General features: G+C 72.0%; 12 protein-coding genes. 5 read left to right on the forward strand and 7 right to left on the reverse strand.

Annotated elements, in window-relative coordinates; genetic code table 11:
* Window positions 1-406: 406 nt before the first annotated feature.
* Both ACLQ2S_RS05415 and ACLQ2S_RS05420 read right to left on the reverse strand, forming a co-directional pair.
* Window positions 407-1624, reverse strand: coding sequence for an acyl-CoA dehydrogenase family protein (locus ACLQ2S_RS05415; protein ID WP_155215499.1), 1218 nt, complete (start codon window positions 1622-1624; stop codon window positions 407-409).
* Entirely contained in the window at window positions 1624-2676 is a 1053-nt protein-coding gene (locus ACLQ2S_RS05420; protein ID WP_155215498.1) for a phosphotransferase family protein, read from the reverse strand. The genes ACLQ2S_RS05415 and ACLQ2S_RS05420 overlap by 1 nt, the downstream gene beginning before the upstream one ends.
* 148 nt (window positions 2677-2824) lie before the next feature.
* On the opposite strand from ACLQ2S_RS05420, the gene ACLQ2S_RS05425 reads away from it, so the two are divergent.
* From ACLQ2S_RS05425 to ACLQ2S_RS05435, 3 genes are all read left to right on the forward strand, one after another.
* On the forward strand, window positions 2825-3526 hold the full coding sequence (locus ACLQ2S_RS05425) for an amino acid-binding protein (RefSeq protein WP_155215497.1): 702 nt from the start codon (window positions 2825-2827) through the stop codon (window positions 3524-3526).
* A 104-nt stretch (window positions 3527-3630) separates the two neighbouring features.
* On the forward strand, window positions 3631-4692 hold the full coding sequence (locus ACLQ2S_RS05430; protein WP_425701230.1) for a GNAT family N-acetyltransferase: 1062 nt from the start codon (window positions 3631-3633) through the stop codon (window positions 4690-4692).
* 250 nt (window positions 4693-4942) lie between these two features.
* Window positions 4943-7888, forward strand: coding sequence for a glycoside hydrolase family 9 protein (locus tag ACLQ2S_RS05435; protein ID WP_425701231.1), 2946 nt, complete (start codon window positions 4943-4945; stop codon window positions 7886-7888).
* A 120-nt stretch (window positions 7889-8008) separates the two neighbouring features.
* Here ACLQ2S_RS05435 and ACLQ2S_RS05440 read toward each other — a convergent pair whose 3' ends face one another.
* From ACLQ2S_RS05440 to bioB, 3 genes are read right to left on the reverse strand one after another with little or no spacing between them, the layout of a single operon-like run.
* The gene (locus ACLQ2S_RS05440) at window positions 8009-8518 is read right to left on the reverse strand and encodes a GNAT family N-acetyltransferase (protein WP_155215494.1); all 510 of its coding nucleotides are present in this window, start codon (window positions 8516-8518) and stop codon (window positions 8009-8011) included.
* Window positions 8519-8520: 2 nt separating this feature from the next.
* Window positions 8521-8721 carry a hypothetical protein gene (locus ACLQ2S_RS05445; protein ID WP_155215493.1) on the reverse strand — a complete coding sequence of 67 codons (201 nt, stop codon included), beginning with the start codon at window positions 8719-8721 and terminating at the stop codon, window positions 8521-8523.
* Between the two features lie 5 nt (window positions 8722-8726).
* Window positions 8727-9722, reverse strand: a complete 996-nt coding sequence (gene bioB, locus ACLQ2S_RS05450) for a biotin synthase BioB (protein ID WP_155215492.1) — start codon at window positions 9720-9722, stop codon at window positions 8727-8729.
* A 178-nt stretch (window positions 9723-9900) separates the two neighbouring features.
* On the opposite strand from bioB, the gene ACLQ2S_RS05455 reads away from it, so the two are divergent.
* Window positions 9901-11037 (forward strand): 8-amino-7-oxononanoate synthase, encoded by a 1137-nt coding sequence (locus ACLQ2S_RS05455; protein WP_309222793.1) that lies wholly within the window; start codon window positions 9901-9903, stop codon window positions 11035-11037.
* Window positions 11034-11762: a dethiobiotin synthase gene (gene bioD, locus ACLQ2S_RS05460; protein WP_155215491.1), complete on the forward strand. Its 729-nt coding sequence runs from the start codon at window positions 11034-11036 to the stop codon at window positions 11760-11762. Before ACLQ2S_RS05455 ends, bioD begins: the two co-directional genes overlap by 4 nt.
* Window positions 11763-11783: 21 nt before the next feature.
* Here the strand turns inward: bioD and ACLQ2S_RS05465 are convergent, their stop codons facing one another.
* Window positions 11784-12977 carry a cytochrome P450 gene (locus ACLQ2S_RS05465; protein WP_425701232.1) on the reverse strand — a complete coding sequence of 398 codons (1194 nt, stop codon included), beginning with the start codon at window positions 12975-12977 and terminating at the stop codon, window positions 11784-11786.
* 9 nt (window positions 12978-12986) lie between these two features.
* The gene (locus ACLQ2S_RS05470; RefSeq protein ID WP_155215490.1) at window positions 12987-13655 is read right to left on the reverse strand and encodes a class I SAM-dependent methyltransferase; all 669 of its coding nucleotides are present in this window, start codon (window positions 13653-13655) and stop codon (window positions 12987-12989) included.
* Window positions 13656-13831: the final 176 nt, after the last annotated feature.

Here is a 13831-nt window from a genome sequence, read left to right on the forward strand (position 1 = left end):
CGCCCGTGAGAATGCCGCCTTACGCTCCGTGAGTCTCACGCTCTGCGATCGCCCGCTCGGGTTCCCTGCGGTCGCCCTGGGCCCTTTGCTCTGCTTCAACCAACGCACAAGCCCGTGACCAGGGACGATGCGGGGCCGAATTTGTCCACCCACCGCGCAGCCGACACTGAGCGTGACTGTTGCGTACGTTGAAGCAGAGCAAAGGGCGTACTACTGCATTAGGGGGAGGGGGCGACGGTCACGGTGGGTGGTGGTGCGGATAGTTGGGTGGCTGGGCGTGGTCGATTCGGCGGGCTCGGTCGCCGCAACGGGTAGGTGGGCGCTGTGGCGGGTAGGTGGGCGGCGCAACGGGTAGATGGGCGGTGCGGTGACGGTCTCGTCGCCACGGTGGGACGCCGTACCGGCGTCAGGGGGTGGTCCAGCGGCGTAGTTCGCGCTTGGCGAGGCTGTTCCGGTGAACCTCGTCGGGGCCGTCGGCGAGGCGCAGCGAGCGGGCCTGGGACCAGAGTGCGGCGAGCGGGGTGTCCTGGCTGACCCCGGCGGCACCGTACGCCTGGATGGCCTTGTCGATGACCCACTCGGCCATCGCCGGTGTGGCGATCTTGATGGCCTGGATCTCGGTGTGCGCGCCCTTGTTGCCGACGGTGTCCATCAACCAGGCGGTCTTGAGCACCAGCAGTCGGGCCTGTTCGATGCGGACCCGGGCTTCGGCGATCCACTCGCGTACCACGCCCTGCTCGGCGAGGGGACGACCGAAGGCGACCCGCTCGACGGTGCGGCGGCAGAGCAACTCCAAGGCTCGCTCGGCCATCCCGATCAGCCGCATGCAGTGGTGGATCCGGCCGGGACCGAGCCGAGCCTGGGCGATGGCGAAACCGGCGCCCTCCGCGCCGATCAGGTTCTCCGCCGGTACCCGTACGCTCTTGAAGTCGATCTCGGCGTGACCGCCGTGCGAGGCGTCGCTGTAGCCGAAGACCCGCATGCCCCGGCGGATGGTGACGCCCGGGGTGTCCCGGGGGACCAGGATCATGCTCTGCTGGCGGTGCCGGTCGGCGTCCGGGTCCGTCTTGCCCATCACGATGAGGATCTGGCAGGCCGGATCCATCGCGCCGGAGGACCACCACTTGCGCCCGTCGATGACGTAGTGGTCGCCGTCGCGGCGGATCGACGTGGCGATGTTCGTCGCGTCGGAGGAGGCCACCTCGGGCTCGGTCATGCAGAACGCGGAGCGGATCTCGCCGGCCAGCAGCGGGGCGAGCCAGCGTTCCTGCTGGGCCGGTGAGCCGAACTCGGCGAGCAGTTCCATGTTGCCGGTGTCCGGAGCGGCGCAGTTGAGCGCCTCCGGAGCCAGGTGCGGGCTGCGGCCGGTCAGCTCCGCCAGCGGGGCGTACTGGAGGTTGGTCAGCCCGGCACCGTGGCGCGGATCGGGCAGGAAGAGGTTCCACAGGCCGCGTCGGCGGGCCTCGGCCTTCAGCTCGGCGAGCACGGGGGGCCGGGCCCACGGGTCACCGGCGGCGGCCACCTGGGCGGCGTGCACCTCCTCGGCCGGGTACACGTGCTGCTCCAGGAAATCGGTCAGCTCCGTGCGCAGCTGCTCGGTCCGATCGTCGTACGCGAAATCCATCAGGCCTCCTTCACCGCGGTCAGTCCGTGTGTGACCAGCGGGGCAACGAGGCCGCCGATGGTGTCGAAACCCTCGCCGACGGTCTGGCCGAGGGTGTGCCGATAGTGGATGCCCTCGCAGATGACGGCGAGCTTGAAGCAGCCGAGCGCGATGTGCCAGTGCAGGGGACCGACGTCGACGTCGCTGCGGCCGGCGTACCGGTCGATCAGCTCGGCACCGCTCGGGAACCCGGCCCGTGGACCGAGGCCGTCGGCGACCGGGTTGCCCTCGGACACCTCGCTGCCCCCGAGCACGTCCCAGTACGTCAGCAGCAGCCCGAGGTCGGCCAGCGGGTCGCCGAGAGTGGCCATCTCCCAGTCCAGCACCGCCGTCACCGTCACCGGCGCCACCACGGCGAGGAGGTTGTCCAACCGGAAGTCCCCGTGCACGATCCGACCGGCGTTGGCCCCCTCGGGCGCGGTGGCGGCGAGCCGGTCGCGCAGGTCGTCGATGCCGGGCAACGGCCGGCTGCGGGAGCGTTCGAGCTGCCCCGACCAGCGTCGCACCTGCCGGGCCAGGAAGCCCTCCGGGCGGCCGAAGTCGGCCAGGTCGACCGCTGCCGGCTCGACCGTGTGCAGCGCCGCCAGGGTGTCCATCATCGCCATGGCCAGCCCGTGCCGCTGCTCAGCGGTGAGCCGGTCGGTCCGCGAACGGCTCCGGAAGACCTCGCCCGGCACCCGTTCCATCAGGTAGAACGGCGCACCCAGCACCTCCGGATCGGAGCAGAGCAGCAGGGCCTCGGGAACCGGGACGTCGGTCGTGGCGAGCGCCGAGATGACCCGGAACTCCCGGGCCATGTCGTGCGCGGTGGCCAGCACGTGCCCGAGCGGCGGGCGGCGCAGCACCACCTCCCGTCCGCCCGCGTGCACCAGGTAGGTCAGATTCGACCGGCCCCCGGCGATCAGCTCGGCGCGCAACGGACCGGTGGCCAGGTCGGGGCGGTGCGCCGCCAGGTAACCGCCGAGCCGGTCGGTGTCCAGACCGGCGGGTGAGCCGGCGGTCGGTTCGATCATCCGGACAGTTCAATGGCAGCTCGGGCGGGTTGTCAAGGTCAGGTTTGACGCTCGGGACATGCCTCCGCAACAGGGACGAAATGGTCAACTGTCAGGCTGGGACGGCCTGCCGGCCATGTTGTCGGCCCGCCGAGCGGAGGGGTTTGAGATGTTGCTGCGTGTTCGGGTCACCCTGCCGGATCGTCCCGGCACACTCGGTCAGGTGGCGCGCACCCTCGGCGTGTCCGGGGCGGACATCGTCCAGGTGGTGGTGCTGGAGCGTCTCGGCGGGCGGGCGGTCGACGACTTCACGGTGGTGTGGCCGGGCGTCGCGCGGGTGGAGCGGCTGCTGGCCGGTCTGGCGGCGATTCCCGGCGTACGCGTCGACGGGGTCTGGCGGGCGATCGGCGCGCCCACCACCACCGGTCAGGACGCCGAGTTGCTGGCCCAGGTCGCCGCCAACCCGGCCGACGGGCTGGCCACCCTGGTCGACGCGGTACCCGGGCTGCTCGCCGCCGACTGGGCGGTCGCCGCAGTGGTGCCGGTCGACTGGGCGTCCCGCACCGGAGGTGGCGGCGCGACGGTGGGGCAGGCCAGTTGGCGTACCCCGGTGCCACCGAAGCTGCCGGAGGTCACCCCGTTGCGCGCCCGGTCGATGACCGCGCCCGACGGTGGCCACTTCGCGGTCGCGCCGTTCGGCCGGGCCGGGTTGGTGTTGGTGGTCTGCCGTGAGTACAGCGAAACCCTCACCCCGGCCGCCTTCCACTCCACCGAGGTGGACCGACTCGCCCAACTGGTCCGTGCCAGCGCGGTGATCCTGGGGGACCGGCTCGACCTGGTCGGCGCGCCCCCGGTCAGCGCCAACCCCTGACCGGGGTCTGTGACGTAGACCGCAGGGCCGGTCGCGGCTGGACATGGTGAGGCAACCGTCCGGCAACAGCCGCGCACGAGGGTGGCACGGGAAAGGAGGCGACGATGACGCTGTGGCGGATCCGAGCCACCGTGGACGACCGGCCGGGCTACCTGTCGGTGCTCACGGCGAGCCTCGCGTTGCGTGGAGTCAACATCCTCACCGTGCAGGTGCACACCACCGAGTGTGGCGCGGTCGACGACTTCCTTGTCGACGCGCCGGACACCCTGGACGAGGCGGATCTGCTCGCCGCCGTCGAACGCGGACGGGGGCGTGACTGCTGGGTGTCGCGCAGCGAGGCGCGCGGCCTGGCCGACCAGCCGACCCGCGTCCTCGGGTTGGCGACCCGGCTGGTGCACGACCTGGACGCGACCGGTGAGGTGCTGCGGGCCCTGCTCGGGGCCGACGAGGTGACCTGGCGGGCGGCCCCGGCGCTGCCCCGTCCGGGGATCGACGGGATGACCATGCTGCTGGCCGACCCGAACGGCGGGTCGTACGCGCTGCGCCGGGTCGCGCCGAGCTTCACCCCGGCCGAGTACGCCCGAGCCCAGGCGCTGCTCGAACTGGGGGCCACGGCGGCCCGCCGCAGTGCCGAGCAGGTCACCGTGGTGCTGCCGGACGGTGCGGAGCTGACCGTACGCCCCGCCGTCGCGGACGACGTGCCGGCGGTGGTCGAGTTGCACCAGGCCTGCTCGGCGCGTAGCCGGCAGCGCCGCTACCTGGGGAGTGCGGGTCTGCCCTCCCCGGCCCGACTGGGTCGGCTCCTGGAGCCCGCTCGTGGGCTGACCCTGGTCGCCGCGACGACCGGCTCCGACGGGGCGGCGGAGTCGGTCGTCGCGATGGCGAACCTGCTCGCCGAGGGCGACGAGGCCGAATTGGCGTTTCTGGTACGCGACGACTGGCAGTGCCGTGGGCTCGGCTCGGTCCTGCTGCGTCGGCTGACCCGACAGGCCGAGTCGGCCGGCTACGCGGCGATGGTGCTGCACATCCAGGCGGACAACGCGCCGATGCTGCGGACGCTGGACCGGCTGTCCCGGCCCACCACCGTCGAGCGGGACGGCAGCCTGCTGACCGTCACCGTGCCGCTGACCGTCGAGGTGACGGCGAGGGTGGAGAACGCCGGCTGACTCCTGCGGTGCTCCCTGGCCGGGAGTGGACGTCCACGCCGCGGCGATGTCGTGGCGGTGAAACCTGTCGGCGGGTACGGCGAGGCTGGTCTTCACAAAGCGGTGACCGGAGCATTACATTGCTGACTATCCATGGGAGCGCTCCCGGTCCTGTTTGGAGCCACCTCGCCACCACCGTCGGCAGCCCGTTCCACCCGACCTGGCCTTGCCTTTGTCGACGCTGCCGGCCACGCATCGACAGGAGTCGTCCATGCACGAACCGACCCGGCCGGGCCGCTCCGGCGGTCATCGAGACCGGCCGGACCAGCCTTGGCCGCACCGCCGTTCCGACCAGCCCTGGCCCCGCCGGATGTTGGCCGCCGCCACCGCCCTCGCCGCCGGTCTGGCGCTTGCCGTCGGGGTACCCGCGACCGGGGCCGCCGCCGCGCCGACGTCCGGCGCCGAGGCCGCCGCCGCAGCACCGGACTTCAACTACGCCGAGGCGCTGCAGAAATCACTGCTGTTCTACGAGGCGCAACAGTCCGGGAAGCTGCCGGACTGGAACCGCGTCTCGTGGCGCGGCGACTCGGCGCTCCGTGACGGTTCGGATGTCGGGCTCGACCTCACCGGCGGCTGGTACGACGCCGGTGACCACGTCAAGTTCGGCTTCCCGATGGCCTTCACCACCACCATGCTCGCCTGGGGCGCGGTCGAGTACCGGGCCGGCTACGCCGCCTCCGGCCAACTGACCCACCTGCTGAACAACCTCCGGTTCGTCAACGACTACTTCGTCAAGGCGCACCCGTCGCCGAACGTCCTCTACGGACAGGTGGGCAAGGGCGACGACGACCACAAGTGGTGGGGTCCGGCCGAGGTGATGCAGATGGCGCGGCCCGCGTACAAGATCGATGCGAGCTGTGGCGGCGCGGACCTGGCGGGGGAGACCGCCGCCGCGATGGCCGCCTCGTCGATGGTGTTCCGACCGACCGACGCGGCCTACGCCGACAAGCTGCTCACCCACGCGCGGCAGCTCTACACCTTCGCCGACAACGTGCGCAAGAGCTACCACGAGTGCATCACCGACGCCACCAGCTTCTACCGCTCCTGGAGCGGCTACCAGGACGAACTGGTCTGGGGTGCGATCTGGTTGTACCGGGCCACCGGTGACGCCGCGTACCTGGCCAAGGCGGAGAGCGAGTACGACAAGCTCGGCACCGAGCCGCAGACCGACACCCGCTCGTACAAGTGGACCGTCGCCTGGGACAACAAGCAGTTCGGGGCGTACGTGCTGCTGGCGAACCTGACCGGCAAGCAGAAGTACATCGACGACGCCAACCGGTGGCTGGACTTCTGGACCGTCGGCGTCAACGGCGAGCGGGTGCGGTACTCGCCCGGCGGGATGGCGGTGCTCGACTCGTGGGGCGCGCTGCGCTACGCGGCCAACACCGCGTTCGCCGCGTTGGTCTACAGCGACCAGACCACCGACGCGACCCGTAAGGCGCGCTACAAGGACTTCGCCGTCCGGCAGATCAACTACGCGCTCGGCGACAACCCGCGTAACTCCAGCTACATGATCGGCTTCGGCGCCAACTCCCCGAAGAACCCGCACCACCGCACCGCGCACGGCTCCTGGTGGGACAGCATGACCGTGCCCACCGAGACCCGGCACGTCCTCTACGGCGCACTGGTCGGTGGGCCGTCCTCGCCGAACGACGCGTACACCGACAACCGGTCGGACTATGTGATGAACGAGGTCGCCACCGACTACAACGCCGGCTTCACCTCCGCGCTGGCCCGGCTCACCCAGGAGTACGGCGGCACCCCGTTGGCCAACTTCCCGGTGCCGGAGCAGCCCGACATCGACGAGCTGACCGTGGAGACCACGGTGATGCAGAACGAGACCCGGGCCACCGGGCTCAAGGTCATGATCTACAACAAGTCGGCATTCCCGGCACGGGCACTGACCGACGCCAAGTTCCGCTACTACTTCCGCCCCGACGGCACCGGCCCGGTCACCGTCACCCCCGGCTACACCCAGGGCTGCCCAGCGCCGTCCACCGCCCAGCAGGCCAGCGGTGACCTCTGGTACGTGGAGGTCGACTGCACCGGGCACACCATCGCACCGGCCGGCCAGTCACAGCACCGGATGGAGGTGCAGTTCAAGGTAGGGGTGCCCGAGGGCGGCACCTGGAACACCGCCAACGACCCGTCGTTCCAGGCCACCGCCGGGCCGAACCGCAACGTGCCGCTCTACGCCGGCGGGGTGCGGGTGTGGGGTGAAGAGCCGACGTCCAGCGCGGACACCACCCCGCCCACCACCCCCGGTACGCCGGTCGCCTCCGGGCTCACCTCCCGCTCGGTGAACCTGACCTGGGCGCCGTCCACCGACACCGGCAGCGGCATCGACAAGTACACCGTCAGCATTCAAACGATCGGCAGCGACGCGATCATGCTGCGCGACACCGCCACGAACTCGTTGACGATCGACGACCTGACGCCCGCCCGGACGTACGTGTTCGGCGTGTACGCCCAGGACAAGGCCGGTAACGTCTCGGCCATGTCGCCGACGGTGACGGTGACCACCCCCGCCGTCGACGACGGCGACACCACACCGCCGACCGCACCGAGCAACCTGACGGTCTCGGGCATCACCACCTCGGGCGCGACCCTGAGCTGGTCCCCGTCGACGGACAACGTGGGCGTGACCGGTTACCGGATCTACCACACCCTGCTGGGTGATGTGCTGGTCGCCACGGTCACCGGGACCACGTACACGGTGACCGGGCTGGAGCCGGAGACGCGATACAACTTCTACGTGGTGGCGATCGACGCGGCCGGCAACGCCTCGCCGCCGTCGGAGTCGGTGACGGTGACGACCTCGGCGCCGCTGCCGACCTCGCCCTGCCGGATCGCGTACGGCGTCAACGACTGGGGCAGCGGATTCACCGCCAGCATCACGATCACCAATACCGGTACCTCGGCGATCAACGGCTGGACGCTGGCGTTCACCTTCCCGCACGCCGGACAGCGGGTGGGCCAGAGCTGGTCGGCCGACTTCCAGCAGAACGGCACGTCGGTGACCGCGACGAACCTGTCCTACAACGGCAACCTGGCACCGGGGGCGTCGACCAGCATCGGCTTCAACGGTACGCACACCGGCAGCAACCCGCCGCCGACGAGTTTCACGCTCAACGGCTCGACCTGCACCATCGCCTGAGATCTCCACGGCTGAGCCGCTCGCCGGGCCGGGGCTGCCCCGGCCCGGCGAGCGGGGCGTCGGGTATGGCCCGACGGCCGCTGGTCCCCGGCTGGTCAGCAGGTGAGGCGTCGGCAGCGGTCAGTCGCGCAGGTCGTCGGCGAGGAGATCCATCAGCAGGCCGTCGTGCCAGCGGCCGTCCTCGCCCCGCTCGTAGCGGCGCATCACCCCGACCGTGCGGAACCCCACCTTCGCGTACGCCCGGATGGCGGCGGTGTTCGACGCCGCCGGGTCGATGGTGAAGCGGTGGTGGCCGTGGACGTCGATCAGGTGCCGGACGAGGACGCGGATGGCGTCCCCGGCGAGGCCGGCGCCGCGTACCGCAGGATCGAGGAAGATGTCGATGCCGGCGTGCCGGTAGTCCGGGTCGTCCTCGGCGTGCCAGTGGATCGCGCCGATCACCCGGTCGCCGTGCTCGATGGCGTACACCGAGACGCCCTCGTCGGCGAGGTCCGCCTCGACGGCGGCGACCAGGTCGTCGCCGCCGCGCCACCAGCGGCGGACCTCGGGCGTGGCGCGGATCGCCGCCAACGTGGGCACGTCCTCGGCGGTCGCCGGTCGCAGCGTCACCCGCTGTCCGCGCAGCTTCATGCTCAACCTCGTGATTCGCCGTGCTCGACGCAGGTCGCCGTCCAGCCGCCCGGCAACACCTGCACCTTCATCCGGCGTCGACAGTGGGTGCAGTAGCGCGGTGGCTCCCAGGACCGGGCCGCCGCACAGCTGTCGTGCTCGCCGGCCGTGGCGGCTTCGCCGCACCGGTCACACCACGTGCCCGGCGGCCTGCGGTCGCCCATCGGCGTCACAGGGTCGCCGACAGCGCCTTGACCGGCATCTTCAGCTCGTCGAGCAGTGTGAGGTCCTCGGTGGCCGGGCGACCGAGGGTGGTCAGGTAGTTGCCGACGATCACGGCGTTGATGCCGCCGAGCAGTCCATCACGGGTGCCGAGGTCGCCCAGGGTGATCTCCCGGCCGCCCGCGTACCGCAGGATGGTGCGCGGCATGGCCAGCCGGAAGGCCGCGATGGCCCGCAACGCGTCCTTGCCCTCCACCACCGGACGGTCACCCAGCGGCGTGCCGGGCCGAGGGTTGAGGAAGTTCAGCGGCACCTCGTGCGGGTCGAGTTCGGCGAGCTGCGCGGCGAACTCGGCCCGCTGCTCGACCGTCTCGCCGAGGCCGAGGATGCCGCCGCAGCAGACCTCCATGCCGGATTCGCGGACCATCCGCAGGGTCTCCCAGCGCTCCTCCCAGGAGTGGGTGGTGACCACGTTCGGGAAGTACGACCGGCAGGTCTCCAGGTTGTGGTTGTAGCGGTGCACACCCATGTCGACCAACTCGTCGACCTGCTCCTGGGTGAGCATGCCGAGCGAGGCGGCGACCTGGATGTCGACCTCAGCCTTGATCGCGGCGACGCCCTCCCGCATCTGCTTCATCAACCGGGCGTCCGGACCACGGACGGCGGCGACGATGCAGAACTCCGTCGCCCCGGTCGCGGCGGTCTCCTTCGCCGCCTTCACCAGCGACGGGATGTCCAGCCAGACGGAGCGCACCGGTGAGGTGAACAGGCCCGACTGGGAGCAGAAGTGGCAGTCCTCGGGGCAGCCGCCGGTCTTCAGCGACACGATGCCCTCGACCTCGACCTCCGGGCCGCACCAGCGCATCCGCACCTCGTGGGCGAGCTGGAGCGTGGCGGACAGGTGCTCGTCGGGCAGGTTCAGCACGGCGAGGACACCGGCCTCGTCGAGACCGACGCCGTTGTTCAGCACCTGGTCCCGGGCCTGGTCGAGGATCTCTGGCATGGCTCGTACCCTACAAGGCCACTTCGCGGGCGGTAAACGAGCGCGGACGGGCGGCTCGTACCTGCGCCCGGGTGGCGCGGCGAGCCTCGCCACGCCACGCCGGGAGAGGCACGGCGGGTGGTAACTTCGCCCGGCGGAAGCGCCTGACGGCGGGAACCGGTGGGGGAAGGGACCTGGGGTGGCGGACTGGCTGGCGGCACTGGACCGCCGTGCCGCGCTGCGGGCGAAGGCGGGACTGACCCGTCGGTTGCATCCGCGCGCCGCCACCGATGTCGTGATCGACCTGGCCGGCAACGACTACCTGGGCCTGGCCGCGCATCCGGAGGTGATCGCCGCCGCCAGCGGAGCCCTCGCCGCGTACGGTCTGGGTGCGACCGGCTCACGACTGGTCCGTGGCTCCACCGAGGTACACCACAGCCTGGAGGAGACCCTCGCCGAGTGGCTCGGCACCGACCGGTCCCTGGTCTTCTCCTCCGGCTACCTGGCCAACCTCGGCGCGATCCGCGCGCTGGTGCGTCCCCGGACGTTGCTGGTCTCCGACGCGCACAACCACGCGTCGCTGATCGACGGCTGTCGGATCTCCGGTGCGGAGACGGTGGTGACCCCGCACGCCGACGTGGCGGCGGTCGCCGCCGCCCTCGCCGCCGCCCCGGGCCGACCGGCGGTGGTGGTCACCGAGTCGGTCTTCTCCGTCGACGGTGACCTTGCCCCGTTGGCGCGGCTGCACGCCGTCGCCCGCGAGCACGGCGCGTTGCTGCTGGTCGACGACGCGCACGCGCTGGGCGTGACCGGCCCGGCCGGTGCCGGTGCGGTGGCCGGGGCGGGGCTGGCCGGGGCCCCCGACGTGGTGATCACCGCAACCCTGTCCAAGGCGCTCGGCGGCGCCGGTGGGGTGGTGGCCGGTCCCGCAGAGTTCGTCCGGCACCTGGTGGAGACCGCGCGTACCTTCATCTACGACACCGCCCTGCCACCCGTGGTGGCGGCCGGGGTGCAGGCCGCCGTCGGGCTCGCCCGCACCGGTGCCGGGCTCCGCGCCGAACTGGCCGAACGGACCGTCCTCGCGGTGGATCGGCTACGCGCGGCCGGCCTGGAGGTCTCCGGTGCCGACGCGGCCGTCGTCTCGGTCACCGCACCGGGGCCGGATGCGGCGACGGCGTGGGCCGCCGCCTGCCGGGACCGGGGGGTGGCCGTCGGCTGTTTCCGCCCGCCGTCGACCCCCGACAGCCGGTCGAGGCTGCGCCTGACCGTCAGCGCCGGAGTGCCGCGGGTGGACTTCGAACACGCCCTGGAGGTCATCGTGGAGTGTGCACCATGACGGATCAGTGGCGTGGACCGGTGCTGGTCACCGGCACCGACACCGAGGTCGGTAAGACGGTGGTGACCGCGGCGATCACGGCTGCGGCCCAGGCGGCGGGACTGCGGGTCGCGGTGGTCAAACCGGGCCAGACCGGCACGGCCACCGGTGACCCCGCCGATGTCGAGACCGTCACCCGGCTGGCCGCGCCGATGACCGGGCGTACGCTGGCCAGCTTCCCGGACCCGCTCGCGCCGCTGGCCGCCGCCCGGGTGGCCGAACTGCCACCGTTGGAGCTGTACAACGTGGTCGACGCGGTGCGGGAGGAGACGGACAAGCACGACCTGGTGCTCGTCGAGGGGGCCGGTGGGCTGCTCGTGCCGATGGGGCTGCGGCCCTCGGGGGAGCCGTGGACGGTGGCCGACCTGGCCGTGTCGCTGGGCGCCTCGGCGGTGGTGGTGGCCCGCGCCGGGCTGGGCACCCTCAACCACACCGCGCTCACCCTGGAGGCCCTGGAGCGGCGGGCCGTACCGTCCGGCGTGGTGATCGGCGCCTGGCCGAACGACCCCGAGTTGGTGCACTGGGCCAACCTCGCTGATCTGTTGCCGAACCTGCTCGGCGCGCTGCCCGCCGGGGCCGGGTCGATGGACCCGGGAGTGTTCCGGCGTTCCGCGCCGGGCTGGCTCACCCCGGCGCTGTACGGGGTCCTCGACGACTGGCGGGCCTGGGCCGACGAGACCGGCTGAGGCAGGTCCCGACGGGGTGGCTCAGCGCCGCACCACGAAGGTGTCAGGCATCCGGAAGGTGAGGTTGTCCGGGTACCAGGGTGCGCGGAGCACACGGACCCCGGCCAGCAGCGGGGCCACCTCGGTCACCACCGTCGCGGCCTCCATCCGCGCCAGTTGGTCGCCGACGCAGCGGTGTGCTCCCGCCCCGAAGGCCAGATGCCGGCGCGACCCGCGTTGGCCGGGTCGGAACTCGTCGGGTGCGTCCACCACTGCCGGGTCCCGTCCGGCGCGGGCCAGCCAGAGCACCACACTGCTACCCGCCGACACCGCCGTACCGCCCAGCGTGGTGTCCACGGTGGCGACCCGCCGCCAGGTGACGATCGGTGGTTCCAGGCGTAGCCCCTCCTCGACCACGTCGGCGACCGCGACCGAGCCGTCCCGCAGCCCGGCGAGCACGGCCGGTTCGCCGACGAGGCGGTGCATCAGCAGGGTGAGGAACTGGGACGTGGTCTCCTGACCGGCGACCAGCAGGAAGAACAGCGCCCCGACCACCACGTCGGGTGGGTGCCCGGCGGCCCGCAGCGCCCCGGCCAGCCCGCCGCCGGTGGCCGCGAACTCGCGCAGCACCCGATGGAAGCGACCCACCTCGACGGCGAGCTGCTGCTGCCGGTCGACGTCCAGCGGGGCCCAGAACAGTTCCAGGGCCGCGCGGGCGAAGGTCTTGACCGCCGTGACCGGGGCGTCGGGCAACTCGACAAGGCGGGCCAGGACCAGCAACGGCAGGTCGGCGGCGAGCCCGGCGTACAGGTCGACCGGTCGGCCCGCGTCCAGGTCGGCGGTCAGCCCGGCCACCCGCTGGCGGACCAGCGCGGTCAGCCAGTCCCGCTGGTCGGCCACCCGCTTCGGGTGCAGCGCGTCGGCGACCAGGGCACGAATCTCCGGGTGGCTCGCCCCACCGTTGTTGGCCAGCGTCGGCGGCAGCCGGAACCGGTGCGCGGCGAGGATCCGCAGCGCGGACACCGGCATCGGGGTCACCGCGTCCAGGGCGTTGTCGGGCCGGAACGTGCCGGGGTCGGTGAGCACCCGCCGGACCAGGGCGTGCCGGGTCACCAGCAGGTGCTCGACGCCCACGTGGTCGGCGACCCGGGCCACGTCGGGCCAGTGGGGGAGAGCGCCACCGGCCCCGGTGCCTGCGCTCGTCGTCGGGACCTGCTCCCAGCTGCGGAACAGCACGGCGTCACGCTAGTCGGCGGCCTCCGCACGACCGGCGCGCAACCGCCACACCGTGGTGCGCTTCACCCGTACGCTCTCCAGGGCCACGCTGACCGGCACGTCGTAGGCGGCGAGTTCGTCGAAGCGTTCCCGAGGTAGGAAGGCCCGCCCCGGGTCACCGACCAGCACCGACGCCCCGCCCCGGGCGGCGCGCAGCAGGAACCGCAGGACCCGGTTGGCCATCGCCCCGCTGTAGAAGACGTCACCGGCGAGGACGACCTCGGCGTCGCCCGCGTCGCCGTCGAGGATGTCGCCGAGTTCGGCGTCGACGCGTACCCCGTTGGCCTCGGCGTTGAGTGCCACGGCCGCGACGGCCAGGTCGTCGACCTCCACCGCGCGGACGCTGGCCGCGCCGGCCCGAGCGGCGGCGATGGCCACCAGGCCGGAGCCGGAGGCCAGGTCGAGCACCCGGCGACCGGCGACCGTCTCCGGATGGTCGGTGACGTAGCGCGCCAGGGCCTGGCCACCGGCCCAGGCGAAGGCCCAGAACGGTGGCGGCCGGTCGCTGCGGAACTCGCCCTCGGTCAGCTCCCACAACCCGATCGGCTCGTCCGCCTGGTGCAGCCGCACCTCGGGTACGAAGGCGACGGGCGTGAGCCGGGCGTGTAGCCGGACGAAGGCGGCGGAGAGCGCGGACATCGGTTGATTGTCCCCCGCCCCGGTGCACGGCGTGTCGCGGGTGATCCGTTACCGGTTCAATACCGTACGTGAAATCGGGCATCTCGCTTCACGGTCCATGCGAACACGCCCGTCTACCGGGTGGCCTGCCGCGCTCCTAGCGTTGCGACTGGAGGCAACCGACGGGAGGACGGATC

The organism is Micromonospora sp. DT48 (assembly GCF_049844495.1).
In the GTDB taxonomy this organism is placed as follows: Bacteria; Actinomycetota; Actinomycetes; order Mycobacteriales; family Micromonosporaceae; genus Micromonospora.

Coding starts and splice junctions, on each gene's coding strand:
- ACLQ2S_RS05415 (WP_155215499.1), bottom strand. CDS start 1,624: ATGGATTTCGCGTACGACGATCGGACCGAGCAGCTGCGCACGGAGCTG.
- ACLQ2S_RS05420 (WP_155215498.1), bottom strand. CDS start 2,676: ATGATCGAACCGACCGCCGGCTCACCCGCCGGTCTGGACACCGACCGG.
- ACLQ2S_RS05425 (WP_155215497.1), top strand. CDS start 2,825: ATGTTGCTGCGTGTTCGGGTCACCCTGCCGGATCGTCCCGGCACACTC.
- ACLQ2S_RS05430 (WP_425701230.1), top strand. CDS start 3,631: ATGACGCTGTGGCGGATCCGAGCCACCGTGGACGACCGGCCGGGCTAC.
- ACLQ2S_RS05435 (WP_425701231.1), top strand. CDS start 4,943: ATGCACGAACCGACCCGGCCGGGCCGCTCCGGCGGTCATCGAGACCGG.
- ACLQ2S_RS05440 (WP_155215494.1), bottom strand. CDS start 8,518: ATGAAGCTGCGCGGACAGCGGGTGACGCTGCGACCGGCGACCGCCGAG.
- ACLQ2S_RS05445 (WP_155215493.1), bottom strand. CDS start 8,721: ATGGGCGACCGCAGGCCGCCGGGCACGTGGTGTGACCGGTGCGGCGAA.
- bioB (WP_155215492.1), bottom strand. CDS start 9,722: ATGCCAGAGATCCTCGACCAGGCCCGGGACCAGGTGCTGAACAACGGC.
- bioD (WP_155215491.1), top strand. CDS start 11,034: ATGACGGATCAGTGGCGTGGACCGGTGCTGGTCACCGGCACCGACACC.
- ACLQ2S_RS05470 (WP_155215490.1), bottom strand. CDS start 13,655: ATGTCCGCGCTCTCCGCCGCCTTCGTCCGGCTACACGCCCGGCTCACG.